The organism is Xanthomonas sp. CPBF 426, assembly GCF_903989465.1.
Classification (GTDB): Bacteria; Pseudomonadota; Gammaproteobacteria; order Xanthomonadales; family Xanthomonadaceae; genus Xanthomonas; species Xanthomonas euroxanthea.
This window is the reverse complement of the sequence record NZ_LR861805.1, coordinates 4,044,140-4,068,932: the sequence shown is the minus strand read 5'-3', so window position 1 is coordinate 4,068,932 and position 24,793 is coordinate 4,044,140. Positions and strand designations below refer to the sequence as shown.

22 protein-coding genes are annotated in these 24,793 nt (G+C 66.9%); 14 read left to right on the top strand and 8 right to left on the bottom strand.

All coding sequences use genetic code 11. The features are described 5' to 3' along the window. Positions 1-163: 163 nt before the first annotated feature. The 4 genes from H7A87_RS17180 (at position 164) to H7A87_RS17165 (ending at position 4,385) form a co-directional block, all read left to right on the top strand. Positions 164-1,447: a histidine kinase gene (locus tag H7A87_RS17180; protein WP_119128354.1), complete on the top strand. Its 1,284-nt coding sequence runs from the start codon at positions 164-166 to the stop codon at positions 1,445-1,447. Beyond that, the gene (locus tag H7A87_RS17175) at positions 1,444-2,220 is read left to right on the top strand and encodes a LytTR family DNA-binding domain-containing protein (RefSeq protein ID WP_119128264.1); all 777 of its coding nucleotides are present in this window, start codon (positions 1,444-1,446) and stop codon (positions 2,218-2,220) included. Before H7A87_RS17180 ends, H7A87_RS17175 begins: the two co-directional genes overlap by 4 nt. Positions 2,221-2,255: 35 nt before the next feature. Then, complete coding sequence (locus tag H7A87_RS17170; protein ID WP_119128265.1) at positions 2,256-2,627, top strand: hypothetical protein; 372 nt, start codon at positions 2,256-2,258, stop codon at positions 2,625-2,627. Between the two features lie 162 nt (positions 2,628-2,789). Continuing rightward, the gene (locus tag H7A87_RS17165; RefSeq protein WP_104583200.1) at positions 2,790-4,385 is read left to right on the top strand and encodes an APC family permease; all 1,596 of its coding nucleotides are present in this window, start codon (positions 2,790-2,792) and stop codon (positions 4,383-4,385) included. 245 nt (positions 4,386-4,630) lie between these two features. Here H7A87_RS17165 and H7A87_RS17160 read toward each other — a convergent pair whose 3' ends face one another. Then, positions 4,631-5,260, bottom strand: a complete 630-nt coding sequence (locus H7A87_RS17160) for a hypothetical protein (protein WP_208411946.1) — start codon at positions 5,258-5,260, stop codon at positions 4,631-4,633. A gap of 544 nt (positions 5,261-5,804) precedes the next feature. On the opposite strand from H7A87_RS17160, the gene H7A87_RS17155 reads away from it, so the two are divergent. After that, on the top strand, positions 5,805-6,731 hold the full coding sequence (locus H7A87_RS17155; protein ID WP_104650184.1) for an oxygenase MpaB family protein: 927 nt from the start codon (positions 5,805-5,807) through the stop codon (positions 6,729-6,731). A gap of 110 nt (positions 6,732-6,841) precedes the next feature. Here the strand turns inward: H7A87_RS17155 and H7A87_RS17150 are convergent, their stop codons facing one another. The 5 genes from H7A87_RS17150 to H7A87_RS17130 all read right to left on the bottom strand — a co-directional run bounded on the left by H7A87_RS17150 (position 6,842) and on the right by H7A87_RS17130 (position 12,643). After that, positions 6,842-8,911 carry a M13 family metallopeptidase gene (locus H7A87_RS17150; protein WP_104583319.1) on the bottom strand — a complete coding sequence of 690 codons (2,070 nt, stop codon included), beginning with the start codon at positions 8,909-8,911 and terminating at the stop codon, positions 6,842-6,844. A gap of 149 nt (positions 8,912-9,060) precedes the next feature. Further along, the gene (locus H7A87_RS17145; RefSeq protein ID WP_119128267.1) at positions 9,061-9,756 is read right to left on the bottom strand and encodes a glycosyltransferase; all 696 of its coding nucleotides are present in this window, start codon (positions 9,754-9,756) and stop codon (positions 9,061-9,063) included. Positions 9,757-9,875: 119 nt separating this feature from the next. Further along, on the bottom strand, positions 9,876-10,871 hold the full coding sequence (locus H7A87_RS17140; protein ID WP_115677841.1) for an aldo/keto reductase: 996 nt from the start codon (positions 10,869-10,871) through the stop codon (positions 9,876-9,878). 216 nt (positions 10,872-11,087) lie between these two features. Further along, positions 11,088-11,657 (bottom strand): flavodoxin family protein, encoded by a 570-nt coding sequence (locus H7A87_RS17135; protein WP_119128268.1) that lies wholly within the window; start codon positions 11,655-11,657, stop codon positions 11,088-11,090. Positions 11,658-11,749: 92 nt separating this feature from the next. Beyond that, positions 11,750-12,643 (bottom strand): LysR family transcriptional regulator, encoded by an 894-nt coding sequence (locus tag H7A87_RS17130; protein WP_115677843.1) that lies wholly within the window; start codon positions 12,641-12,643, stop codon positions 11,750-11,752. A gap of 105 nt (positions 12,644-12,748) precedes the next feature. Here H7A87_RS17130 and H7A87_RS17125 point away from each other — a divergent pair, with 105 nt between their 5' ends. The 4 genes from H7A87_RS17125 (at position 12,749) to H7A87_RS17110 (ending at position 17,281) form a co-directional block, all read left to right on the top strand. Further along, positions 12,749-13,165 carry a DoxX family protein gene (locus tag H7A87_RS17125; protein WP_119128269.1) on the top strand — a complete coding sequence of 139 codons (417 nt, stop codon included), beginning with the start codon at positions 12,749-12,751 and terminating at the stop codon, positions 13,163-13,165. A gap of 25 nt (positions 13,166-13,190) precedes the next feature. Beyond that, entirely contained in the window at positions 13,191-13,988 is a 798-nt protein-coding gene (locus H7A87_RS17120) for a class III extradiol ring-cleavage dioxygenase (RefSeq protein WP_115677845.1), read from the top strand. Positions 13,989-14,404: 416 nt separating this feature from the next. Then, entirely contained in the window at positions 14,405-15,649 is a 1,245-nt protein-coding gene (locus tag H7A87_RS17115; protein WP_104650190.1) for a putative DNA modification/repair radical SAM protein, read from the top strand. 192 nt (positions 15,650-15,841) lie between these two features. Beyond that, a complete protein-coding gene (locus tag H7A87_RS17110; RefSeq protein ID WP_119128270.1) occupies positions 15,842-17,281 on the top strand; it encodes a UdgX family uracil-DNA binding protein in 1,440 nt (479 codons plus the stop codon). A 470-nt stretch (positions 17,282-17,751) separates the two neighbouring features. Here the strand turns inward: H7A87_RS17110 and H7A87_RS17105 are convergent, their stop codons facing one another. Further along, positions 17,752-18,309: a fasciclin domain-containing protein gene (locus H7A87_RS17105; RefSeq protein ID WP_180496780.1), complete on the bottom strand. Its 558-nt coding sequence runs from the start codon at positions 18,307-18,309 to the stop codon at positions 17,752-17,754. A 282-nt stretch (positions 18,310-18,591) separates the two neighbouring features. On the opposite strand from H7A87_RS17105, the gene H7A87_RS17100 reads away from it, so the two are divergent. The 4 genes from H7A87_RS17100 (at position 18,592) to H7A87_RS17085 (ending at position 23,124) form a co-directional block, all read left to right on the top strand. Continuing rightward, the gene (locus H7A87_RS17100) at positions 18,592-18,954 is read left to right on the top strand and encodes a hypothetical protein (protein ID WP_180496779.1); all 363 of its coding nucleotides are present in this window, start codon (positions 18,592-18,594) and stop codon (positions 18,952-18,954) included. Between the two features lie 386 nt (positions 18,955-19,340). Further along, positions 19,341-20,978 (top strand): Na+/H+ antiporter, encoded by a 1,638-nt coding sequence (locus H7A87_RS17095; RefSeq protein WP_104583208.1) that lies wholly within the window; start codon positions 19,341-19,343, stop codon positions 20,976-20,978. Positions 20,979-21,421: 443 nt separating this feature from the next. Continuing rightward, positions 21,422-22,366, top strand: coding sequence for an ABC transporter ATP-binding protein (locus H7A87_RS17090; RefSeq protein WP_119128271.1), 945 nt, complete (start codon positions 21,422-21,424; stop codon positions 22,364-22,366). Next, positions 22,363-23,124 carry an ABC transporter permease gene (locus tag H7A87_RS17085; RefSeq protein ID WP_104535170.1) on the top strand — a complete coding sequence of 254 codons (762 nt, stop codon included), beginning with the start codon at positions 22,363-22,365 and terminating at the stop codon, positions 23,122-23,124. Before H7A87_RS17090 ends, H7A87_RS17085 begins: the two co-directional genes overlap by 4 nt. 517 nt (positions 23,125-23,641) lie before the next feature. On the opposite strand, the gene H7A87_RS17080 is transcribed toward H7A87_RS17085, so the two are convergent. Continuing rightward, positions 23,642-23,908, bottom strand: coding sequence for a DUF3297 family protein (locus H7A87_RS17080; RefSeq protein WP_119128272.1), 267 nt, complete (start codon positions 23,906-23,908; stop codon positions 23,642-23,644). A gap of 166 nt (positions 23,909-24,074) precedes the next feature. Here H7A87_RS17080 and H7A87_RS17075 point away from each other — a divergent pair, with 166 nt between their 5' ends. Further along, positions 24,075-24,626 (top strand): hypothetical protein, encoded by a 552-nt coding sequence (locus H7A87_RS17075; RefSeq protein ID WP_104583213.1) that lies wholly within the window; start codon positions 24,075-24,077, stop codon positions 24,624-24,626. Positions 24,627-24,793: the final 167 nt, after the last annotated feature.

The following is a 24,793-nucleotide window of genomic DNA, read 5'->3' as shown; positions in this document are numbered from 1 at the left end:
GAGCATACCGCGCGCGTCAGCGCCTGCCATCGCCGGCCGGGCCGGGTTTCGCACCGCGATCCGGGCAATTGGGGCCGCGCTGACGGCCATTCGTCGCCCGGGGCTTTCGTCCGATCGCTTGCCGGCTATGCTCGCCGCGTCCCAACCCGACGAGTCGCCACCCGTGTCTGCCAGCGTTTTCCTGATCGTACGTATCGTGTTCGCCTGGGCCGCGGCGTTGGTGGTGGCCGGGATCATGTGGGCGCAGCTGTTCGGCTCCACCGGCGCGTTCTTCGGGCTGATCTGCGTGGTGCTGCTGACCCTGGCCCTGATGAGTGCGATCACCCATGTGCGGCGGGTGCGCCTGATCGCCGGGCGGCTGGATCACGACACCTTGTCGACCCGCCAGCGGCGCCAGATCGAAGTGCCGCTGGACGTGCAGGCCAGCTTCGCCGTCGTCGAGGAGGCGGTGCGCGTGCTGCCACGCGTGCAGGACATCGAGTGCGCGCCCGGCAGCCTGCTGATCCGCGCCAAGGTGCGTCGCATCGACCCCTACGAAGGACGCCAGCCCTCGCGCTGGAACCTGTTCGCGCGTTTTGCGATCAAGCGCAACCAGGTGCTGGTGACGATCACGCCAGGGCAGGGCACCAGCAGCGTCACCGTGCTGTGCGAGCCCGACGCCGGCGCCTGGGTGGACCTGTTTGCGGTGGACGAAGGCAGCAATTACGAGAACGCCGAGGCGATCAACCGCGCGGTAGTGCGGCGGGTCGGCGAGCAGCGCCGCGACGAACAGGCCGCGGCCGAGCAGTCGGTGATGGAAAAGGAGCTGGCCGTGGCACGCCTGAATCTGCTGCATGCCCAGGTCGAGCCGCACTTCCTCTACAACACGCTGGCCAGTGCGCAGGTACTGGCGCGCACCGACCCGCCGCGCGCCGACATCATGATCGGCCACCTGATCCAGTACCTGCGCAGCTCGCTGCCCAGCGCCGACGGGGCCATCTCCACCCTGGGCGAGGAACTGGAGCGCACCCAGGCCTACCTGGAGATCCTGCGCATCCGCATGGGCACGCGGCTGGCGCTGCAGGTGGAGGTGCCGTACGAGCTGCGCGCGCTGCAACTGCCCTCGATGATGCTGCAGACCCTGGTGGAGAATGCGATCAAGCATGGGCTGGAACCCAAGCCCGGCGGCGGCACGGTGTGGATCCTGGCGCGTCGCATCGACGACCATGCCACGCTGACCGTGGCCGACGATGGCCAGGGCTTCAGCACGCACACGCAAGGCACCGGCATCGGCCTGAAGAACCTGCGCGAGCGGCTGCAGCTGATCTACGCCGGCAGGGCCAGCTTTGCCATCGTGTCCAACTTCCCCAGCGGTGTGGCCGCCACCATCACCTTGCCGCTGCCCGCGTCCATCATGCCGCCACCGGTGCCCGCTGCGCAGATTCATGCCACACAGGTGCAGGCATGAGCGCGCTGCGTGCGGTGATCGCCGAAGACGAGGCGCTGCTGCGGCAATCGTTGCTGACCCTGCTGGCGCAGGTGTGCCCGCAACTGCAGATCGTGGGCGAATGCGAGGACGGCGCCAGCGCGCTGGAGACCATCGCCACGCAGCAGCCCGATGTGGTGTTCCTGGATATCCGCATGCCCGGGCTCACCGGCATCGAGGTGGCGCGTGCACTGCGCGAAGTCAGCCCGCGCACCCAGGTGGTGTTCGTCACCGCCTACGATCAGTACGCCATCGATGCGTTCGAACACGGCGCGGTGGACTACCTGCTCAAGCCGATCAGCCGCGAGCGCCTGCAGGCCACCTGGCAGCGCGTGCAACAGCGCGCCGCCGCCGGCCAGCCGGACGGCCAGCTGCTGGAGGCCTTGTTGCAGCGCCTGTCCGCGCGCCCTGCCGCCGCCAGCGCCGCGCCAACGCTGGCCTGGCTCACCGCCAGCAGCGGCCGCGAAACGCGCCTGATCGCGCTGGACGAGGTGGCGTATTTCCAGGCCGATCAGAAATACACCACGGTGATGACCGCCGCCGGCGAGGCGATCCTGCGCACGCCGCTGCGCGAGTTGCTCGACGTGCTGGACCCGCAGGTGTTCAAGCAGATCCACCGCTCCACCATCGTCAACATGAAGGCGGTCGCCTCGGTGGTGCGCGAGGACACCGGCAAGGGCCGGCTGGCGCTGCGCGGGCGCAGCGAAACGCTCACCGTCAGCCAGCCCTTCATGAGCCTGTTCCGCGGCATGTAATTCCCCCGATCGCATCGACTGAAAGGATTGCTGATATGCGCCTGATCGCTTCCCTCGTGTATTGCCTGCTGGCATTGGCCGGTTGCCACGACCGCAACGGCACCACCTCCATCACCCGCGCCACCAGCAATGGCCAGGACGTGCTGTTCAGCAAGACCCTGGCCACTGCCACCGATCTCAATGTGCACTGCCTGGCCAGCAGCAGCGGCCGCTGCCATTACCTGGTCTACGAGGACCACTGCGCTGCGTCTGCCGCCGGGCAGGCCGCGGGCACGCCGGCCTGCGCACGCAGGACCCTGGACAGCTTTGCGCTGGCACCCGGGCAGGTGCGCGAACTGCACGGCATCCCGCGTCAGGCGCGCACCTGCGTGGATACCAGCGCGCCCGGCGCCGATTGCCATGGCTGAGCCGGGCGTCTGACGCCGGAACCGGCGCAACGACGCTTCATCCCTGTCGTGAGGCAGGGCGCAACCGGACGCAAGCCTGAATACGCACTGACGATCAGCGGCCGCTTCTGCGATCATTGCCGGCTTGTTGCCGGTTCACGGCGTCCTCACAGTCAGGCTCTCATGTCCGAACAATCGCTACGCCGCGACGTTGGCCCCTTCGCCCTCATGCTTACCGGCCTGGGCTCGATCATCGGTTCCGGCTGGCTGTTTGGCGCCTGGCGCGCCGCTGGCCTGGCTGGCCCCGGTGCGATCTGGGCCTGGATCCTGGGCGCGGCGATCATCACCACCATCGCGCTGTCCTACGCCGAACTGGGCGCGATGTTCCCCGAGTCCGGCGGCATGGTGCGCTACAGCCATTACTCGCACGGCTCGCTGGTGGGCTTCATCGCCGGCTGGGCCAACTGGATCGCGATCGTCTCGGTGATCCCGGTCGAGGCCGAGGCCTCGGTGCAGTACATGGCGTCCTGGCCGTGGGCCTGGGCGCAGGGCCTGTATGTGCAGGCACCCGGCGGGGCGGGGGAGTTGTCGGTACCCGGCCTGCTGATCTCGGCGGTGCTGGTGCTGGTGTATTTCTTCCTCAATTTCTGGAGCGTCAAGCTGTTCGCGCGCTCCAATACCCTGATCACCGTGTTCAAGCTGGTGGTGCCGGCGGCGACCGGCGTGGCCCTGATCGCCAGCGGCTTCCACAGCGAAAACTTCAGCGTCGGCATCCACGGCGATGCGCATGTGATCGACCTGGCCGCGGTGCTTACCGCGGTGGCTACCGCCGGCATCGTCTTCAGCTTCAACGGCTTCCAGAGCCCGGTGAACCTGGCAGGTGAAGCGCGCAACCCGGGCCGCAGCATCCCCTTCGCGGTGCTGGGCTCGATCGCGCTGGCCACGGTGGTCTACGTGATCCTGCAGGTGGCCTACATCGGCGCGGTGCCGCCGGACCTGCTGGCCAAGGCCGGCTGGCACGGCATCGACTTCCGTTCGCCGTTCGCCGAGCTGGCCATCATCGTCAACCTGCATTGGCTGGCGATGCTGCTGTACATCGATGCGTTCGTCAGCCCCAGCGGCACCGGCATCACCTATACCGCCACCACCGCGCGCATGGTCTACGGCATGGAAAAGAACGGCACCATGCCGTCGGTGCTGGGCAAACTGCACCCGGTCTGGGGCGTGCCGCGCATGGCGATGTTCTTCAACCTGGCGGTGTCGTTCGTGTTCCTGTTCTTCTTCCGTGGCTGGGGCACGCTGGCGGCGGTGATCTCGGTGGCGACCATCATCTCCTACCTCACCGGCCCGATCAGCGCGATGGCGCTGCGCCGTCATGCGCCCGAACTGCACCGTCCGCTGCGCATCGCCGCGCTGCCGGTGCTGGCTGGCGTGGCCTTCGTGATGGCCACCGAGCTGCTGTACTGGGCGCGCTGGCCGCTGACCGGCGAGATCATCCTGCTGATGGTCGTGGCGCTGCCGGTGTACTGCTACTACCAGGCCAAGCAGGGCTGGCCGGATCTTGGGCGCAACCTCAAGGGCGCGGCCTGGATGATCTGCTACCTGCCGACGATCGCGCTGCTGTCCTGGGCCGGCAGCAGCGACTTCGGCGGGCATGGCTACCTCAGCTACGGCACCGATCTGGCCGTGGTCGCGGTGGTCGGCGCGGTGTTCTACCTCTGGGGTGTGCGCAGCGGTTGGCGCACGCCGTCGGTGGAAAAGGCCGTCGCGCAGGCGTAAGCGCCTGCTTGCTGACAACGGATCGACCGGGCGCCGTCTCCAGGCGCCGCAAACGACGACGGCCGGTGCACTGCACCGGCCGTTCTTGTTGGTCGCCACGCAGGCCGAGAGTGCAGCGACTGGCACTGCCTTGGCAGCGCACGCCCTGGAGCGATCAGATATCGGGCCGATCAATCCGCCTGTTTTCGCCCGGCGCGCCGCATTGCCGATGCGCTGCGGCAACCACCTCATCCATCGCTTGACCGCTAGGCCAGTGTCGCCGCTGCGCTATGGGTATTGGTATTGGTCACCAGGCGTGGCGCACCATCGAAGCGGTCCAGATCGCGCAACAACTCGGTGTAGCGACGCAACCGCCCCATCTCGCGCATGTTGACGATGTCCTCGTGGCGCAATTCGCGCCTGGAACTGACCTCCTGCTTGTAGCGCAGCACTTCCGGGTAGCGACGGGTCATGTCCAGCGCATCGGCCACGCACTCGACCGAGTCGGCATCCGGGGTGAGCCGCGCGCGGCTATTGAAGGCGCGCAGCCAGCGTTCGAAACCGGCGCTGTGATCGAACAGATCGGCGATGTACCACATGACGAACAGGATCGAGGCCCACGAGGTAAAGATGATCACCACGCGGCTGAAGGTGAGGTGGTAGTCGTTCTGCCACAGCTGATGGGTGATCACGCCCAGCAACACCAGCGAGATCGCCTGCCAGCCGATGATCGAAGCGATCACCCATTGTTTCTTGGCCACCTTGAGCAGATTGAGCTCCTGGTCGAGCTGGTCGTCGGTTTTCTCGCGCCAGTGCGCGACCTGCTCGTCGAAGGGGAGTCGATGGAGTGCGTTGTCCTGCAACAGCAGGCCCAAACCCTGGAACAAAGCGATCATGACAAGCTCCTGACGGATGGCTGGTACGAACGACTTGCTGCACCCGGCAAAGCGCCGGTGCCCTGGAGCGGCCGGGCAGTGGCTGGCAGTGATGCAGGCCGGCGCTCGGACGGCCCTAGTTCTAGCACTTTCGCTGTGCATGGCAATGCCTGCTGCGATCCGATGAGCGGCCAATCCTGCGCACCTGCGCACAAATCGCGGTATTCAGGCGCTTCGCAGCGTTTGCCGGACGACTGCAGCGCCAGTGCGTGGCCATTCTTGCTGCACTGCACACCCGCGCTTGCGTGCGTGCATCCGTGATCGAGGCGGGTGCGACCGGCGCGCAATCGATTCCGGCGTGCAGGTCGCGTGAGCGCCGCGCACGCATCCATGCGGCGCAAGGTCCGCGATGGCGGGCGGGCAGGGACCGTCGACAGGGTCGCCGCGCACGGGTGCAAGCAGCGCACGCGGCGCTGCCGTTCACGAATCCCCAATCCCCAATCCCCAATCCCAGCCCCTCACGGCCACGACGCGGTCTTGCAGCGGGCTGGGTATGCTCGCATGCATGTCAGCCGTCCTGCGTACCCTCACTGCCCCTGCCGCCCGACAGATCCATCGCTGGGTGCTGGGCGCGTTTCCGCGTGGCCAGAGCTCCATCGACTACGACCAGCCCCTCGGCGATCCCGGCATCTTCGGGCCCGACAGCGTCACCTGGCGGGTGCATTCGGAATTTCCCGGCATGTTGTCCGGCGGATTGTGCGCCTTGATGCTGCAGTTGCTGCATCCACGCGCGCTGGCCGGGGTCTACGACCATTCCAACTTCCGCGCCGACCTGATCGGGCGGCTGCGGCGCACCACCAACTTCGTTGCCGGCACCACCTATGCCCCGCGCGCCGAGGCCGAGCAGTTGATCGCCCGCGTGCGCAGCATCCATGCGCATATCCACGGCCACACCGCCGACGGCATGCCCTACGACGCCAACGACCCGCAGTTGCTGACCTGGGTGCACGTCACCGAGGCCTACGGTTTTCTGCAGGGTTGCCGACGCTATTGCCGCGACGTGCCGGCAAGCATCGCCGACCGCTACTACGACGAAGCGCGACGTGTCGCCGAAGCGCTGGGCGCGGCCGATGTACCCGCCAGCGAGGCGCAGGTCGATGCCTATTTCGCCAGCGTGCGCGGGCAGTTGCGCATGGACACGCGCTCGCGCGAGGTGCTCGACATCCTCACCAGCATCCAGTTGCCGGTGCCGGCGGCCGGGCTGTCGCGCGGCGTGTTCCTCGGTGCCGGTACCGCCCTGTTGCCAGGCTGGGCCAGCGACATGCTCGGCCGCACCACCACCCAGCGCGCACAGGCGCATGCGTCGGCGCGGTTGCTGCGCAGTCTGTCGCCACTGTTCCGTACTGCGCTACGCGATGGGCTGTCTGCACGCGCGTGCCGTCGCATGCAGCTGCCGCAGGCGATGTTGCTGGAGTGGCCCGGGCAGCGGTGAGTGCGGGTGCCTGCCTGGAGTGCAAGGCAACGGCGTCATGCGGAGGATGGTGCGCCGTGTGGCCGTACCCTCGCCCCAACTCCTCTCCCGAGGGATGAGGGGCCAGTCTGCTACCAGATCCGCACCCGCTGCTCGGGCGGCAGATACAACTGCTGGCCCGGCTGCACATCGAATGCCGGATACCAGGCATCGAGGTTGCGCACGGTCTGCGCGCGGAAGCGTCCGGGTGCGTGCACGTCGGTGAGCACGGCGTTGCGTAGCGCCGCGTCGCGGTACTTGCCGCGCCAGGCCTGCGCAAAGCCCAGGAAGAAGCGCTGGTCCGGGCTGAACCCGTCGATGGTCTGCGGCTGCTTGCCCTGCAGCGACAGCTGATAGGCGTCGTAGGCGGTCGCCAGGCCGGCCACATCGGCGATGTTCTCGCCCAGCGTCAGCTTGCCGTTGACGTTCAGATCGTCGAACGGCTTGTAGGCGCTGAACTGCGCTGCGAGTGCATCGCCGGCGGCTGCGAATTTTTTCAGGTCCTGCGGCGTCCACCAGTTGTGCAGCTCGCCATGTTCGTCGAACTGCGCGCCCATGTTGTCGAAGCTGTGGCTGATCTCGTGGCCGATCACCGCGCCGATGGCGCCGTAGTTCACCGCATCGTCGGCTGCCGGGTCGAAGAACGGCGGCTGCAGGATCGCCGCCGGAAACAGCAGGCGGTTTTCCAGCGGCACGTTCAGCGCGTTGACTTCCTGCGGCAGCAGATACCACTCGCGGTGATCCACGGCCTTGCCCAGCTTGGCCAGATTGCGCCGGTACTCGAACAGCTCCGAGCGCTGCACATTGCCCAGCGCATCGTCGCGGCGCACATCCAGCCCGCTGTAGTCGCGCCAGGTCTCCGGATAACCCACCGCCACGGTCAGCCCGGCGATCTTGGCCTTGGCATGCTGCTTGGTTTCCGGACTCATCCACGCCAGCGCGTCGATGCGCTTGCCGAAGGCGGTGACGATGTTCTTGACCATCTCCTCGGCACGGGTCTTGGTCTGGGCACTGACGTACTTCTGCACATAGCGCTGGCCCACCGCTTCGCCCAAGGCTGCGTTGGTGGCGTCGATGCCGCGCTTCCAGCGCTGGCGTTGTTGCGGCGTGCCTTCCAGCGTGGTGCCGTAGAACGCAAAGCGTTCGTCGGCGAAGGCCTTGGACAGGTACGGCGAGGCGCGGTCCAGGGCGCGAAAGCTCAGGTAATCCTTCCAGGTCTGCAGGGGCTCGGAGCGCACCAGCGCCGACAGGCCGGTCACCGCACCGGGCTGCCAGACGATGAAATCCTGCTGCGCCTTCAGGCCGGCCGCTTCGAAGAACGGCGCCCAATCCAGGCCGGGCGCATTACGCGCGAAATCGGCCTGTTTCCAGGCATTGGCGCCTGCCTGCACGTTGTTGGTCTGTTCGGCGGTGGCGTGCACGCGTGCCATCGCGGTTTCCAGGGCCAGGATGCGCTCGGCCCTGGCTGGCGCATCGGCGATGCCGGCCAGTTCCAGCAGCTTGACGATGTGCGCGCGGTAGGCCTCGCGCATCTGCGTCATGCGCCCGTCGTCCAGATAGAAGCTGCGGTCTGGCATGCCCAGGCCGCCCTGCACCAGATACGGCACGTAGCGGCCGGGGTGATGCAGATCCTGCGAGATCCACAGGCCGAACAGCCGGTCGGTATAAAAATTGGTGGAGTTGAGCAGGTCCACATCGGCGCGCAGCTGGCCGCCCAGGGTGCGCGCCAGCGCCTGTTTGTCGTCCAGCTGCGCGATGGCGTCCAGTTCCGGTTGCACCGGGCGCACGCCCTTGGTCTCGATCCCGGCTTCATCCATGTAGGCGGCGTAGTAATCGCCGATCTGCTTGTCTTCGCCGGTGACGCGGTCGTTGGCAGCGGCGCCTTCGATGATGTCGCGGCTGTGCTGCTCGGTCTCGATCGCGATGCCGACGAAGCTGTTGAAGCTGGAGCGGTCGTCCGGGATCTGGGTGGTCTTGACCCAGTTGCCGCTGGCGTAGCTGAAGAAGTCGTCGCCCGCCGCCACGCTGCGGTCCATGCCCGCCGCATCGAAACCGAAATCGCCCAGCTTGGGCGTGGTGGGCGTGGCCTTGGCATGCGTCGTCGTTGCAGGTGAAGCGCCATCGCGGTGGCACGCGGCGGTGCTCAGCAGGGCAGCCGACAGGGCAGCGATCAGGACAGGACGGTGCAGAAGAGCCATGCGGTGCAACTCGGAAACGAAAAACAGACATACCAGTGTAAATTGCCACCGTCGCCACGTCCCCACGCAAGGCAGCGCGCCGCCGCCGTGGCCGCCCTGCGGACACGCGCGGTTCAGCGCCGGCGCTGGTACCAGAAGCCCAGGGCATCGCGGGTCTGCAGCATGCCTCGCCCACGCCACAGGAAGCGCAACAGCAGGCCCAGGTGCTCGCGCTTGGAAAAGCTGCGCAGCTTGCGGTCGGAGGTGTGCACGGTCTGGCGCAGGATCACGAACCGCCCGCAGCGTGCCAGCGCGCGGCTCAATGCCACGTCTTCGCCGGCGTAGTAACGCGTATCGAAGCCGCCGGCGCTGACGAATGCGGCGCGCGTGCAGAACAGGAAGCAGCCCGGTGCGATGCCGCCGAGACGGAACAACCCGCCGAAGACCGCCTGCGCCATGCGCTCGAACCACACGCGCCTGCCCTGCAGATGCACCTGCGCGCCACCGCCGACGGCGCCGGCATCCAGCGCCGCCAGCGCGGCGCCGACCACCTGCGGGTTCACCAGCGTGTCGGCATCCAGAAACAGCAGGCGATCGCCTTGCGCCTGCTGCGCGCCGGCATTGCGGGTGGCGGCGATATGGCGCAATTGCACCTCCAGCACCTGCGCACCGGCCGCACGCGCGATGGCGGCGGTGGCGTCCTCGCAGGCATCGGCCACCACGATCACCTCGTAGTCCAGCTGCAGGGTCTGCGCACAGGCGTGCAGGCACTGCAGCGTCTGGCCGATCAGCGCGGCCTCGTCATGGGCGGGGATCACGAAAGACAGCATGGCAGGACGCGTCACTCCGGATGGCGGTGAGGCCCAGTGTGCGAGCCATGCCGGTGCGATGGCGTGAGCGCACGCCATCGCCGGGCCACTGTGGCGGCGTGCGCTTGCACGCGTAGCGCTTAGCGGCTGAGCGCGCCCATCATCGCTTCCGGATAACGCGTCCCGGACGCGGCCTGCAGCGGGAAGATCGCATCGATGCGTGCGAGCTCGTCCGGCATCAGCGCCACGTCGAGCGCGCCGAGGTTTTCTTCCAGGTAGGCCAGCCGCTTGGTGCCCGGGATCGGCACCAGGTCCTGGCCCTGTGCCAACACCCAGGCCAGCGCCAGCTGCCCCGGCGTGATGCCCTTGTCGGCGGCGATCGCCTTGACCTGCTCCACCAGCTGCAGGTTGCGGGTGAAGTTCTCGCCCTGGAAACGCGGCGAATGGCGACGGTAATCGTCGGCCTCGAAGTCATCGGGAGAGGCGAATGCGCCAGTCAGGAAACCGCGGCCCAGCGGCGAATACGGAACGAATCCGATCCCCAGCTCGCGCACGGTTTCGAAGACGCCATTGTCCTCGGGCTCGCGCGACCACAGCGAATATTCGGTCTGCACCGCAGTGATGGGATGCACCGCATGCGCGCGGCGGATGGTGGCTGCGGCGGCTTCCGACAGCCCGAGGAAACGCACCTTGCCTTGTTCGACCAGGCGCGACATCGCACCCACCGTGTCTTCGATCGGCACGTTGGGGTCCACGCGGTGCTGGTAGTACAGGTCGATATGCTCCACGCCCAGGCGGCGCAGGCTGGCTTCGCAGGCCGTTTGCACATAGTCCGGGCTGCCATCGATGCCGCGCACCGACGGGTCGTTGGGATCGAGCTTGATGCCGAATTTGGTGGCCAGGAACACCTCGTGCCGGCGCGCGGCGATGGCCTTGCCGACCAGAATTTCGTTGGTGTGCGGGCCGTACATGTCGGCGGTGTCGAGCAGGCTGACGCCGTGATCGAGGGCGCGATGGATCACCGCGATCGAGGCGGCCTCGTCACTGCGATTGCCGTAGAACGCGCTCATGCCCATGCAACCGAGGCCGAGCGCAGAAACAGTGGGGCCGGAACGGCCAAGCGTGCGGGTTTGCATGGTGGAGAAAACTCCGTGCGGCAAGGAAGGCAGGGGAAGGATGCAGCGGCGTGCGTTAGCGCGATGTGGCCCGGGCGACGATGCGCGAGCAGGCCGGCATTGGGCCCGACATCACGCACCGAACGCGCGCTGCGACCGAACAACCCGCACATGTCAGCAGACCAGGGCCCACTGCCATGCACGGGTGTCGTGACGCGGACGCTACCAGCTGCCGCGTCAGCCCTTGAGCTTGCCGGCGAACTCGGCCACGCGCTTGCCGAGCAACTTGGCGGTTTCCAGATCGCCGCTGCGTGGCGCTTCTTCCGGCGAGGCATCGGAGGGCGAGATCGCCAGTGCGCCTGCCGAGCCGGCGGTCCAGTTGATGTCCTGCGGACCGTGCGCCTTGGTGTTGGCCGGCAGCAGACCGGTACCGACCCAGACCTGGCCGTGCTGCTGCGACAGCGTCCAGAAATACTGGATGGTGGCGTACTTGTCGCCGTTCACCGAGGCCGAGTTGGTGAAGCCGGCTGCGATCTTGTCCTTCCAGGCCTGCGCAAACCACGGCTTGGAGCTGGCGTCGGCAAACTTCTTGAACTGCCACGCCGGCCCGCCCATGTAGGTGGGGCTGCCGTAGATGATGGCGTCGGCGGCGCCGATCGCCTCCCAGGCGTCGTCGGGCAGGTTGCCGTCCTGGTCGATGCGGTACAGCGTGGCCTCGCCGGCACTGGCGGCGCCGGCATGCACGGCTTCGGCCAGCTTGGTGGTGTGGCCGTAGCCGCTGAAATAGATGATGGCGATCTTGCTCATGCGCAGTCCTGTGGTCGGGGGGGAGCCGATTGTGACCACACATGCCGTGTCAGGTTAATGACCATCGACGGGACGTACTGTTGCCGGGCTCATCAGCGCCCGGGATCGCCCATGCGCTCGACCAGGTAATCGATGAAACTGCGGACCTTCGGGGCCAGGTGGCTGCGGCTGGTATAGACGGCGAAGATGCCGATCTCCCCCAGCGCGTACTGCGGAAGGATACGCACCAGCCGGCCGGCGGCCAGATGCTCGTCGGCCAGGAAGTCCGGCTGCATCGCGATACCCAGGCCGGCCACCGCCGCCGCGCTCAGCACATGCCCGTTGTTGGCACGCAGGTTGCCGTGGAGGCGCACCTCGCTATCGCCCTCGGGCCCATGGAAGCGCACCTCGTCGCCGTTGGGCGAGTAGTGGTACAGCAGGCAGTCGTGGCCGGCCAGGTCGGACGGATGCATCGGGGTGCCGGCACGGGCCAGGTAGGCCGGCGCCGCGCAGGGCACCAGGCGGACCGTGCCCAGGCGCCGGGCGATCAAGGTCGGCGCCGGCTGGCGGGTGATGCGGATGGCCACATCGAAGCCTTCCTCGACCATGTCGACCAGCCGGTCCGACAGCGACAGGTCCAGTTCCACCTGCGGGTAGCGCGCGCAGAAGTCCGGCAGCAGCGCGGCCAGGCGCTCGATGCCGTAACTCACCGGCGCGTTGACGCGCAGCACGCCGGCCGGCTCCAGCGCCTGCGCGCCGACCGTGGCCTCCAGATCGTCCAGGTCGGCCAGCAGTTGCAGACAGCGCTGGTAGTACGCGGTGCCGGCGCTGGTCAGGCTGACCCGTCGGGTGGTGCGATTGAGCAGGCGCGTTCCCAGCCGTTGCTCGAGCGCGGCGACCTGCCGGGTCACGCTGGCGGTGGAACGGTCCAGCGCATCGGCGGCGGCGCTGAAGCCGCTGCGTTCGGCCACCGCTGCAAACACGCGCATTGCATCGAGGGTATCCATCGGTATCCGATTGTTGCCTTGAGTGCAATAAATTATCCGAAGTGAAGCTATTTATCAGAAATTTGTAAGCAATACGCTGTGCAGGTCCTCACTGGAGTCCGTCCAATGTCCACCTCCCTCGCTTCCCCGCGTACCGCTGCCTATGGCGCGGCCTTGCTGCGCATCAGTCTGGGCGCGCTGTTTCTGGTGCATGGCCTGATCAAGTTGCTGGTGTTCACCCCGGCCGGCACCGTGGCCTATTTCCAGTCGCTCGGCCTGCCGGGCGCGCTGGCCTACCTCACCATCGCGCTGGAGCTCGGCCTGGGCCTGTCCCTGCTGCTGGGCATCTACGCGCGTTGGGTCGGGCTGCTGGGGGTGCCGTTGCTGCTGGGCACCATCATCAGCGTGCATGGCGGCAACGGCTTTGGCTTCTCCAATCCGGGCGGCGGCTGGGAATACCCGGCGCTGTGGGCGGTGTTGCTGGTCGTGCAATCGCTGCTTGGCGAGGGCGCGTGGGCGCTGAAGCCGGCGCGTCGAGGCTGATGATCGTTCTTCCGAGGAGTGCGCCATGAGCCGTTTGCCTTCCCTGTACATCTCGCACGGATCGCCGATGACCGCCTTGCAGCCGGGGCAGGTCGGCGAGCGCCTGGCCGAGCTTGCGCAGACCTTGCCGCGGCCGCGCGCGATCGTCGTGGCGTCCGCGCATTGGCTGGGCCGCCGCCCGCTGGTCAGCGGCGCGCTGCAGCCGCCGACCATTCATGACTTCGGCGGTTTTCCGGCACCGCTGTACGAACTGGAGTATCCCGCACCCGGCGAGCCGGCGCTGGCGCAGCAGATCGTGCGCCGGCTGGAGCAGGCCGGCCTGCATCCGCACCTGGACCCGCAGCGCGGCTTCGATCATGGCGTGTGGGTGCCGCTGCGCCTGTTGTATCCGGCCGCCGGGATTCCGGTGGTGTCGGTGTCGATCCAGCCCGAGCTGGGGCCGGCGCACCAGTTTGCGGTCGGCCGCGCGCTGGCACCGCTGCGCGAGGACGGCGTGCTGGTGGTCGGCTCCGGCAGCATCACCCATAACCTGCACGACTTCCGCCATGGTTACAGCGCCGAGCGCGAGGCGCCGTATGTGCGGCCCTTCATCGAGTGGACCGAGCGCAAGCTGGTCCAGGACGACATCGCCGCGCTGCTGGACTATCGCCGGCAGGCGCCGCACGCCGCGCGCGCGCATCCCACCGACGAGCACCTGTTGCCGCTATACGTGGCGATGGGCGCGGCCGGCGGGGACCGGCTCGGCGCACAGCGCATCGATGCCGGCATCGATGCGGGGTTTCTGGCGATGGATATCTACCGGTTCGATGGCGATCCATGCTGATCGCGCGTGCGGGCACGGTCGTCGCCTGAGCCGTGGCGAGCGCGGCACGCCTGCACCGTGGCCATTGTCTACGGTGCAGGCAGCGCGCCGGACCGGCGGCCACGGGGCACCGCCCAACCGCCGGCACGCGATGGCATGCGGCCTGTTGCTGCCGCTGCAAGCCGGCCCGGTGCGGTGGCGCCAACGAGCAAAGGCCCGCAGCGATAAGGCTTGGGCTTACGGCGAACCGGCCCGCAGCCATAGGCAGGGTGCCGGCAAGCGCGGCCCCCGGCGTGAGGCATGGCGCCGACAAGCGCCGGCACTGCAGCCACCAGGTATGGCGCCGATAAGCATCGGCAGCGCAGCGCTCTGAAGCATTCACGATCAAGCGTGCTGCAGTCTCACAGGCTGAGACTGCAGCGCGACATGCTGCTCGCGTGAAAATCCTCGACAAACTCGCAGTGCTGGCCGATGCGGCCAAATACGACGCGTCCTGCGCCTCCAGTGGCGCGAACAAGCGCAATTCGCTCGGGACCGGCGGGGTCGGCAGCACCGAGGGCATGGGGATCTGCCACTCGTACACACCCGACGGCCGCTGCGTGTCGCTGTTGAAGATCCTGCTCACCAACTTCTGCGTGTTCGATTGCGCATATTGCGTCAACCGTGTCTCCAGCAACGTGCGCCGCGCGCGCTTTACGCCGGAAGAAGTGGTCACGCTGACGCTGGACTTCTACAAGCGCAATTACATCGAAGGCCTGTTCCTGTCCAGCGGCATCATCCGCAACTCCGACTACACGATGGAGCAGCTGGTGGAAGTGGCGCGGCAGCTGCGCGAGGTGCATCACTTCGCCGGCTACATCCACCTCAAGACCATTCCCGATGCCGCGCCCGACCTGTTGGCCGCTGCCGGCCGCTATGCCGACCGCCTGAGCATCAACGTGGAACTGCCGACCGAGCAGGGATTGACGCTGCTGGCGCCGGAAAAAAGCGTCGGCGGCATCCGTTCGGCCATGGGCGAGTTGCGCTGGCGCATCGAAGAAAACCAGCTGGAGCGCAAGGCCGAAAAGGTGCGCCGTGCCAAGCCGCCGCGCTTTGCGCCGGCCGGGCAGAGCACGCAGATGATCGTCGGTGCCGACGATGCCAACGACCGCAGCATCCTGGACACCAGCCACAATCTCTACGGCAATTACCGGATGCGTCGGGTGTATTACTCGGCCTTCAGCCCGATCCCGGATGCCTCGTCCAAACTGCCGTTGCAGGCGCCGCCGCTGCAGCGCGAGCACCGGCTGTATCAGGCCGACTGGCTGCTGCGCTTCTACGAATTCAGCGTGGAGGAAATCGCGCCAACCCAGTCCAGCGGCATGCTCGATCTGGACGTGGACCCGAAGCTGGCCTGGGCGCTGCGCAATCCGGAGCGCTTTCCGGTGGACCTGAACGTGGCGCCGCGCGAGATGCTGCTGCGGGTGCCAGGCCTGGGCACCCGCAACGTGGACCGGCTGCTGTTGTCGCGCCGGCATGCGCGCCTGCGGGTGGGCGATCTGGCGCGGTTGCGGGTGCCGATGAAGAAGCTGCTGCCGTTCGTGAGTGTGCTGGATCATCATCCGCGCCAGCGCCTGGACGATCCGGTGCGCTTGCGCGCGCAACTGGCGCCAGCGCCCAGGCAGGCGAGTCTGTTCGATTGAGATCGCAGCTCTCCGCCAGCATCCGGCGCATCGCCGCTTCCACTGGCTTCTCCCCTGTTGCCGGCCGAGGCGCCCGAAGGGCGGATAAGGATGGCATCAAGCGCAAAGGCGCCATCGAGCGCCAGTGCTTACCCAGGAACATGACGCTGTTGCCAATCCCCAATCCCTCAATCCCCAATCCCGACCACCGTGATGTTCAACGCTGACGTTGCGCCGGGCTGGAGCCTTGACGCATGGCGTGCATTGGCGCGGGCGGGGTGGTGCGCGCAGGTGGAGCCGGACTCCATCGCGTGGAATGGCGGAGCGCAGGGCGGCCTGTTGATGGGGCAGGGGCTGCTGGATCTGCCGGCCGTGGTTGCGCCGCCGCGGGTGTCGGCCGCGTTCCTGCAGATGGCGGGGGCAGTGCTGTGTCATCGCGACCCGCAGCGCCATGCGGTGCTGTACCGCTTGTTGTGGCGGGTGGCGAGCGGAGAGCGCGCGCTGCTGGAGCGGGCCACCGATGTCGATGTGCATCGGGTGACGCAGTGGCAAAAGGCGGTGCAGCGCGACACCCACAAGATGAAGGCGTTCGTGCGCTTTCGGCGTTTGCCGGTGGAAGAGGAAGACTTCGTGGCGTGGTTCGAGCCCGAGCACTGGATCGTGGACCGGGTGGGGCCGTTTTTCGCGCGCCGCTTCGCCGGCATGCGCTGGGCGATCCTCACCCCGTATCGCAGCGTGCGCTGGGATGGCGAGGCATTGACGTTCGGCGAGGGCGCCGTGCGCACCCAGGTGCCGGCCGACGATGCGCAGGAGACGCTCTGGCGCACCTATTACGCGCATATCTTCAATCCGGCGCGGCTCAACCCGACCATGATGCGGCAGGAAATGCCGCAGAAATACTGGAAGAACCTGCCCGAGGCGCGCTTGCTGCCGGAGCTGATCCGCGAGGCCGGCGTGCGCGTGCGCGAGATGGCCGAGCGTGCGCCCGAGCCGGTGCGGCGGCGCGTGCCGGTAGCGCCAACGCCGATCCCGGAAGTGGCCACGCAAAGCCTGGCGCAGTTGCGCGTGGCCGCGCGCGATTGCCGGCGCTGCGCATTATGGCAACCGGCAACGCAGACGGTGTTCGGCGAAGGGCCGAGCGACGCGTCGGTGATGGTGATCGGCGAGCAGCCCGGCGACGAAGAGGATCTGAGCGGGCGTCCGTTCGTCGGGCCGGCCGGGCGTTTGTTCAATAGGGCACTGGACGAGATCGGTCTCGATCGCAACACGGTCTACGTGACCAATGCGGTCAAGCATTTCCGTTTCGAGCAACGTGGCAAGCGGCGTCTGCATCGCAACCCGGAACGCTCGCATGTGCAGGCCTGCAGTGGCTGGTTGCAGGCCGAGCGCGCGCAGCTGCGTCCGGCACAGATCGTGTGCCTGGGTGCGACCGCCGCACAGGCGGTGTTGGGAAACAGCTTCCGCTTGATGCAGCAGCGTGGCCAGTGGCTGCGGCTGGACGACGGCACGCCGGTGCTGACCACCGTGCATCCCTCATGGGTACTGCGGCAGGGCTCGGAGGCCGCACGCGAGGACGGCTACCGCGGATTTGTCGCCGACCTGCGCCAGTTGCTGGATGCACCGAGCGCTGCAGCGCGCGCGGCGCGGACATAAAAAATGCGCGTGCAAGTGCACGCGCACGGTGTCGGAGAATGATGACACCAAGTGGGCCACTGGCGAGCCAGTGGTCCTCACCGCCGCTTCGCGGTGTGGTGGCGCTGCCTGGACCCTGTTTCCAGGCACGCGCGGATTCGCAATTCAACAATGTGCACGTCGTAACGTGCAGCTGTTGCGCTGGCGTTGTAGTGCAACGCCAGCGTAGCCAAACACGTCAAGCAAGAACGGCCCGCAGGACTGCTACATGGCCGTCAGGCAGGCGCGGCCAGTGTGCGAAATCGGCATGCACCGCCGGAACACCCGGCGTCGAGCGCACCGTCCGCGCTTACCGGAGTGCATGTCATGCCTCATCTCCACGCTTAAACCGCCGGCTTGCGCAAATCGTTGTCGATCCACCGGCGGAACGTGGCTCGGTTCCGCCGATGGAGGCATGTGCATGCAACCGCCTGCTTCACAGCAAGACCCAGTTACGGCATCAACACCTTGTCGACCACATGGATCACGCCATTGCTCTGCATGACATCGGCAATGGTGACGTTGGCGGTGTTGCCCTTGGCATCGGTGATGGTGACCTTCTTGCCGTTGAGCTTGGCGGTCAGTGCCTCGCCCTGCACGGTGGTCAGCGTCGCGCTCCCACCACCGGCCTTGATCTTGGCGATCAACGAGGCAGCGTCGACCTTGCCCGGTACCACGTGGTAGGTCAGCACCTTGGTCAGCGTGGGCTTGGATTCGGGCTTGAGCAGGGTGTCCACCGTGCCGGCCGGCAGTGCGGCGAATGCGGCATTGGTCGGGGCAAAGACGGTGAACGGGCCCGGGCCTTTCAGCGTGTCGACCAGGCCGGCGGCCTTGACCGCGGCGACCAGGGTGGTGTGGTCCTTGGAGTTGACGGCGTTGTCGACAATGTCCTTGGTCACCAGCATCGGCGCGCCGCCCACGGCCGGGTTCGATGCGGCGTAGGCGGGGGCCATTGCGCTGGTCAGGGCGATGGCAGTGGCGACGGCAAGCGACTGGAATGAGGTCTTCATGAGGCATCGATCCTTTGGGTAGGCGACTGCCCGGTTGGCAATCGTGTGCTCAGATACGCGGGTGGATGCAGCGCGGATGCATCACGCCGTCTTTACACAGGCGTGCGCGATACAGCGTTCAGGACACGCTCCTGCGCGCGACGTCGCACTTGCGCCATGTAGCCTCGCGCCAACGGCGGCCATCCTTGTTGGGGGTGGATGCAGATCATGGTGTTGAAAGTCGCTGTCCGGCATCCGCATTCGCGGGCGACATGGCGCACCGAATCACGCACAAGGTCTTAGATGCATGAAGCGGAAAATTCGACTCACGCACAAAGCTCGTGGATGCATGACGCGGAAAATCGACGGCACGCGTTTTCGCGGGCCCACATCGAGGTGGTCGATGCCGACGATGCCGACAATGGCGGCGCAGGCAATCACCCGGTGCACTTCACGCTCGTGGAAGATGCCAGCGGCAGGACCATCGGCCAGCAGATGGTCGGTGCGCAGTGGCCGCATGCCTTCAGGCAGAAGCCCAGGGTGGTCGAGGTGATGGGGAGTCACCTCGCTTCCAGGCTGACACTGCACGAAGCAACCTCCATCGTCGCGGTCGAGACCACGCGGCAATCGACGCTGCATGCGAAGGAGCACGTTCGCCACGCCTGATCGCGTTGTCGCCGGTGAGCTGCCTGCAAGGCGGCTAACGCAGCAACTGCGCTTTTCGCAGGCGGTGTGCGTGGTCGGCAGTGTTGCCGTTGCTGGCGTTGCAGCGGCCGACCATCGGGTCAGGCAGTGGGCCTGGGCAGGGCACTGCCGCACCATCGGGCCGGCGTCCATCCGCTGGCGTATCCAACGGCGCCAGGGCCATACGGATGGGCAACCGCGTGGCATCGACACGGGCGCATGGCAGCTCTGCCGCAGCCTGTGGCGCGCCAGTCAGGGGGCACAGAGGTTTCATCGCCGGGTGCAAACCGGTATGTTTCCGTTGGCACGTGGTGGTGCGTTGCACTCTGCGATGCCGCACGCGCACTGTTTTTTCTTCCGGGTTTTCCATGCATTCGATCGATGTCGTCCTCGCCATGTTGCTGGCGGTCGCGGCCAGCGGTTATCTGATCCGCATCCTGCCGTTCTCCTTGCCCCTGCCGTTGGTCCAGATTGCGCTTGGCGCGGTGGTCTCGGGTGTGTTCGATGCCGGGCATGAGCTGGAACCGGAGCTGTTCTTCCTGCTGTTCCTGCCGCCGCTGCTGTTTCTGGATGGCTGGCGCATTCCCAAACAAGGCCTGTTCCGCGACAAGGCCGCCATCCTCGAGCTGGCGTTGGGGCTGGTGGTGTTCACCGTGGTCGGCGCGGGCCTGCTGATCCATTGGCTGATCCCGGCGATGCCGCTAGCGGTGGCCTTCGCGCTGGCGGCGATCATCTCGCCGACCGATCCGGTGGCGGTGTCCTCGATCGCCTCCAAGGTGCCGATCCCCAAGCGGCTGATGCACATCCTGGAAGGCGAGTCGCTGCTCAACGATGCCTCCGGGCTGGTGTGCTTCCAGTTTGCGGTAGCCGCAGTGCTGACCGGCAGCTTCTCGATCGCCACCGCCTCGCTGACCTTCCTGTGGGTGGCCTTGGCCGGGCTGGCGCTGGGCGTGGCCACCACCTTCGGCCTGAGCCGCATCCAGGCCTGGATCTGGCGCCACTTCGGCGAGGAGCCGGGTTCGGCGATCCTGGTCAATCTGCTGACCCCGTTCGCGGCCTATCTGCTGGCCGAGGCCTTCCATGCCTCCGGCATCCTGGCCGCAGTGGCGGCTGGCGTCACCATGAGCTACGTGGAAATGGCCGGCAACGCGCCGGGCAACATGCGGCTGCAGCGCTCGGCGGTGTGGGACACGGTGCAGTTCACCTTCAACGGCATCATCTTCGTGCTGTTGGGCGAGCAGTTGCCGGGCATCCTGGACGGGGCGGTGCGCAGCGTGCAGGAAGCCGGGCACCTCAATCCGTGGTGGCTGGCGGTGTACGTGGCCACCATCAGCGCCAGCCTGATGGCGCTGCGCTTCGTATGGGTATTCCTGTCGCTGCGCTGGAACATCTTCAAGGCGCAGTGGCGCGGCGAGCAGCATGTCAGCCCGCCGTGGCGCATCGTGGTGGCGGTCTCGCTGGCCGGCGTGCGCGGTGCGATCACCCTGGCCGGCGTGCTCACGCTGCCGTTGATGCTGGAAGATGGCTCGCCGTTTCCTGCGCGCCAGCTGGCGATCTTCCTGGCCGCCTCGGTGATCCTGGTGTCGTTGCTGGTGGCCAGCGTGGCCTTGCCGCGGCTGCTGCGCGGGCTGGAGCTGCCCGAAGAGGAAGACGAACAGCTCAAGGAAGACCTGGCGGTGAAGGCTGCCTCGCAGGCCGCGCTGGAGGCGGTGGAAAAACTGCGCCAGCGCCTGGTGGAGGACAGCCGGCATGCCGAGCGCTACAACGCCGCCGCCAACCAGGTCAGCCAGCGCTATCAACGCAAGCTCGGTGCGGTGGACATGGCCGAGACCGATCCGGAAGAGGCCGGTGCCTACGAACAGGCGCTGCGCCAGTTCCGCCATGCCGCGCTGGTGGCCGAGCGCAACGAGCTGTTCAAGCTGGCCAGGCGCCGCGAGATTTCCGATGACCTGTCGCGCCGGCTGGTGCGCAACCTGGATCTGATCGAGTCGCGCAAGCGCGCTTGAGCGCGCTTGAGCGCGCGGGAATCGGGAATCGGGAATCGGGAATCGCAAAAGCCAGGGCAATGGCCACGGCCATCGTAGGAGCGCACCAGGGCGCGACCGGGCTGTCCCGACACACGTCCAGGCGTACCGGCTCGGGAATCGGAAATCGCAGCGGCCAGGACGATGACTACGGCTGCGCTAGGAGCGCACCCGGGCGCGAGAGGCGTTCTCTGGACAGCCCCGTCGCGCCCAGGTGCGCTCCTACGACACCGCGCGCGCCACAAGGATGTAAGCATCGCAGCCCTTGAGCCGACGCAATGCGCAACCTGCCGGTCTTATCCGTGTGCAGCGGGCACCAGGCACCAGGCAAACCACGGGTCGGGAGACACCATCCCACCAGACCCCCTCCCATCGTCACGGCACGCGGCCTAACCTGTGGCGCTTATCGTTGCCATGCACAGCCCATGACTCCCATCGTTTCCATCCAGGGATTGAGCAAGACCTACGCCGGCGGTTTCCAGGCGCTCAAGCAGGTGGATCTGGACATCCAGCGCGGCGAGATCTTCGCGCTGCTCGGCCCCAACGGCGCCGGCAAGACCACGCTGATCAGCATCATCTGCGGGCTGATCAACCCCAGCACCGGCACCGTGCTGGCCGACGGCCACGACATCGTGCGCGACTACCGCGCCGCGCGTGCCAGCATCGGCCTGGTGCCGCAGGAGCTGGCTACCGACGCGTTCGAAACGGTGTGGGCCACCGTGCGCTTCAGCCGCGGCCTGTTCGGCAAGCCGGCCAATGCGGCGTATCTGGAAACGGTGCTGCGCGAACTTTCGCTGTGGGACAAGCGCCACAACAAGATCTCCACGCTGTCCGGCGGCATGAAGCGGCGCGTCTTGATTGCCAAGGCGCTGGCGCACGAGCCGCGCATCCTGTTCCTGGACGAGCCCACCGCCGGCGTGGACGTGGAGTTGCGTCACGACATGTGGCAGATGGTGCGGCGGCTGCGCGAGCAGGGCACCACGGTGATCCTGACCACCCATTACATCGAGGAAGCCGAAGACATGGCCGACCGGGTCGGGGTGATCAACCGCGGCGAGCTGGTGCTGGTGGAAGACAAGCACACGCTGATGCGCAAGCTCGGCAAGAAGCAGCTCACGCTGAGCCTGCAGGCGCCGCTGCAGGCCATCCCGGCCGCGCTGGGCGATCTGCCGCTGGAACTGGCGGCCGACGGCAACAGCCTGGTCTACACCTTCGACACCCAGGCCGAGCAGACCGGCATCGGCGCATTGCTGCGCCGGCTCAACGAGCAGGGCATCGACTTCAAGGATCTGCATTCCAGCGAGAGCTCGCTGGAGGAGATCTTCGTCAACCTGGTGCATGGCGCCCGCAACGTGGAGGTGCGCGCATGAACCGGCATGCGATCGCGGCGATCTACCGCTTCGAAATGGCGCGCGCCTTCCGCACGCTGACCCAGTCGATCGCCTCGCCGGTGTTGTCGACCTCGCTGTATTTCGTGGTGTTCGGCGCGGCGATCGGCTCGCGCATGGGCGACATCGACGGCATCAGCTATGGCGCCTTCATCATCCCCGGGCTGGTGATGCTGTCGCTGCTCAACGAGAGCATCTCCAATGCCTCGTTCGGCATCTACATGCCGCGCTGGGCCGGCACCATCTACGAGGTGCTGTCGGCGCCGGTGGCCTGGTGGGAGATCGTGATCGGCTATGTGGGCGCGGCGGCGACCAAGTCGGTGTTGCTCGGCTTGCTGATCCTGCTCACCGCGCGGCTGTTCGTGCCTTACCAGATCGCGCATCCGCTGTGGATGCTGGGCTTTCTGGTGCTCACCGCACTGACCTTCAGCCTGTTCGGTTTCATCATCGGCATCTGGGCCGACGGCTTCGAGAAACTGCAGGTGATCCCGCTGATGGTGGTGACGCCGCTGACCTTCCTGGGCGGCAGTTTCTACTCGATCAACATGCTGCCGCCGCTGTGGCAGAAGGTCACCTTGTTCAATCCGGTGGTGTACCTGATCAGCGGGTTCCGCTGGAGTTTCTACGGCAAGGCCGACGTGCACATCGCAGTGAGCACCGGCATGACCTTCCTGTTCCTGCTGGTGTGCCTGGGCGTGGTGGCGGCAATCTTCCGCAGCGGTTACCGGCTCAAGGCCTGAGAGGTGGATGCATGGGTTTGTCGGCCGCATCCTGGTGGATGCCGTCGGACGTCCAGGTCAAACGCGTCGGAAGTCCAGATCAAACGCGAGTGCGCGGTGTCCTCGCCGCTCGCGGGACACGCGTAAACCCATCCATGTAGGCTCGGTGGCGGCATCCATGCCGCCACGCGGTCCCGCAACCGGTGAGGACACCGCACCAGAAAGTCTGCTGGTTGTTTGAAAGCCATGAACACCGACCATCGCGACTGGTCCTTGCGCGCCTACCGTGGCGGGACCTTACGCGGCATGGATGCCGCGTAAGAGCCTGCATGGACGTACTCGCGGCGTGTCCCGCGATGGCGGGCGGGCAAGGACCCTGCAGCCAAATCGCAGATCAGCTGCGAATGCGCCAGTCATCGCTGCTACACGAACGTCCTTGCAGCGTGTCCTGCGAGGGTGGGCGGGCAGGGGCCTGCAGCAAACTCGCCACCCGGCAGCTCTGCAATAGGACAGCGTGAAGTAGTCTGGTCAGCCGCGCTTACTCGGCAGCAGCCTTGGCGTCGCCCTTGGCGTCCAGGAAGTAGGCCACCACCTCGCCCTTGATCTTCATCGTCATCGGGTTGCCGCGACGGTCGCGGGCCTTGCCGACCTGCACCTTGATCCAGCCTTCGCTGACCGAATACTCCTCCACGTTGTCGCGTTCGACACCGTTGAAGCGCACGCCGATGCCGCGGTTGAGGGCATCGGCATCGTGGAACGGGCTGCGTGCATCGATGGCCAGATGATCGGGAGGGGTATCGCTCATGGGAAAGGCGTCATGGCGGCCGGGATGGCCGTCTTCGGCCGCACAGGATACGGGCCTGCGCCGCGAAGATCAGCCCCGGCACTGCGTGCGCATGCGCCGGGCGGTTTGCGTGCGCGCCGCCAGGCCTCCACACTTCACGCCTGCACTCCTGAGGACCCAGACCGCCATGCCCGATAACAGCGCCGACTACGAAGACGACGAAGGCCTGCAGCCCGAGGGCGACGAAGACGATGTCGACGACCACCCGGCGCGGGTGTGGAATCTGCTGGTGCTGATCAATCCCGGCGACGAAGACACCGCCCTGGGCCAGTTCGATACCTGGCGCGAGGCGCAGGCCGACCTGGACGACGACGAGGGCGACGATGCCTGGTTGTGGGCCTTGAAGGATGCGATCGACTGGCGCTCGGGTTTCTTCGTGGACTGGAAGGACACCGACGCGTTCATTGCCGCCATCGACGAACTCAGCGCGCGCTGGAACCTGCGCATCGACTGGGGCGGCGACCTGGATGACGAGGAGTTTGCCAGCGATCTGAGTGTGCCGGACCTGATGGCGGTGGCCTACGATCGTCTGCGCGAGCATGGCTACTCGCTGTGGAACTGGAACACCGGTGGCGACGCCTATGCCGGCTGGATCGCCCTCAGCCGCGACGACGACGCCATGCTGGCGCTGACCTCGCTGCTGGGGGTCGAGGTGCGGCTGGGGAACGAGGCGTTCTGAGGGCCGGGAGTGGGGAGTCGGGATTGGGGATTCGCGAGAGCGGTCTCCGGGTGCGTGGGTCTGGCAGGCATTGTCCGCGGCCAGGTGATTGCCACGTAGGAGCGTGCCTGCGCGCGACAGGCGTTACCGGGACAGCTCCTCGCGCTCGGGCGCGCTCCTACAACGGC

Excerpts from the sequence above, each read along its gene's own strand:
- H7A87_RS17135 (WP_119128268.1), bottom strand. The coding sequence starts at position 11,657 with ATGAGCAAGATCGCCATCATCTATTTCAGCGGCTACGGCCACACCACC.
- H7A87_RS17145 (WP_119128267.1), bottom strand. The coding sequence starts at position 9,756 with ATGCTGTCTTTCGTGATCCCCGCCCATGACGAGGCCGCGCTGATCGGC.
- H7A87_RS17090 (WP_119128271.1), top strand. The coding sequence starts at position 21,422 with ATGACTCCCATCGTTTCCATCCAGGGATTGAGCAAGACCTACGCCGGC.
- H7A87_RS17110 (WP_119128270.1), top strand. The coding sequence starts at position 15,842 with ATGTTCAACGCTGACGTTGCGCCGGGCTGGAGCCTTGACGCATGGCGT.
- H7A87_RS17175 (WP_119128264.1), top strand. The coding sequence starts at position 1,444 with ATGAGCGCGCTGCGTGCGGTGATCGCCGAAGACGAGGCGCTGCTGCGG.
- H7A87_RS17140 (WP_115677841.1), bottom strand. The coding sequence starts at position 10,871 with ATGCAAACCCGCACGCTTGGCCGTTCCGGCCCCACTGTTTCTGCGCTC.
- H7A87_RS17080 (WP_119128272.1), bottom strand. The coding sequence starts at position 23,908 with ATGAGCGATACCCCTCCCGATCATCTGGCCATCGATGCACGCAGCCCG.
- H7A87_RS17160 (WP_208411946.1), bottom strand. The coding sequence starts at position 5,260 with ATGATCGCTTTGTTCCAGGGTTTGGGCCTGCTGTTGCAGGACAACGCA.
- H7A87_RS17170 (WP_119128265.1), top strand. The coding sequence starts at position 2,256 with ATGCGCCTGATCGCTTCCCTCGTGTATTGCCTGCTGGCATTGGCCGGT.
- H7A87_RS17095 (WP_104583208.1), top strand. The coding sequence starts at position 19,341 with ATGCATTCGATCGATGTCGTCCTCGCCATGTTGCTGGCGGTCGCGGCC.
- H7A87_RS17105 (WP_180496780.1), bottom strand. The coding sequence starts at position 18,309 with ATGAAGACCTCATTCCAGTCGCTTGCCGTCGCCACTGCCATCGCCCTG.
- H7A87_RS17100 (WP_180496779.1), top strand. The coding sequence starts at position 18,592 with ATGCATGAAGCGGAAAATTCGACTCACGCACAAAGCTCGTGGATGCAT.
- H7A87_RS17085 (WP_104535170.1), top strand. The coding sequence starts at position 22,363 with ATGAACCGGCATGCGATCGCGGCGATCTACCGCTTCGAAATGGCGCGC.
- H7A87_RS17120 (WP_115677845.1), top strand. The coding sequence starts at position 13,191 with ATGAGCCGTTTGCCTTCCCTGTACATCTCGCACGGATCGCCGATGACC.
- H7A87_RS17130 (WP_115677843.1), bottom strand. The coding sequence starts at position 12,643 with ATGGATACCCTCGATGCAATGCGCGTGTTTGCAGCGGTGGCCGAACGC.
- H7A87_RS17075 (WP_104583213.1), top strand. The coding sequence starts at position 24,075 with ATGCCCGATAACAGCGCCGACTACGAAGACGACGAAGGCCTGCAGCCC.
- H7A87_RS17125 (WP_119128269.1), top strand. The coding sequence starts at position 12,749 with ATGTCCACCTCCCTCGCTTCCCCGCGTACCGCTGCCTATGGCGCGGCC.
- H7A87_RS17155 (WP_104650184.1), top strand. The coding sequence starts at position 5,805 with ATGTCAGCCGTCCTGCGTACCCTCACTGCCCCTGCCGCCCGACAGATC.
- H7A87_RS17165 (WP_104583200.1), top strand. The coding sequence starts at position 2,790 with ATGTCCGAACAATCGCTACGCCGCGACGTTGGCCCCTTCGCCCTCATG.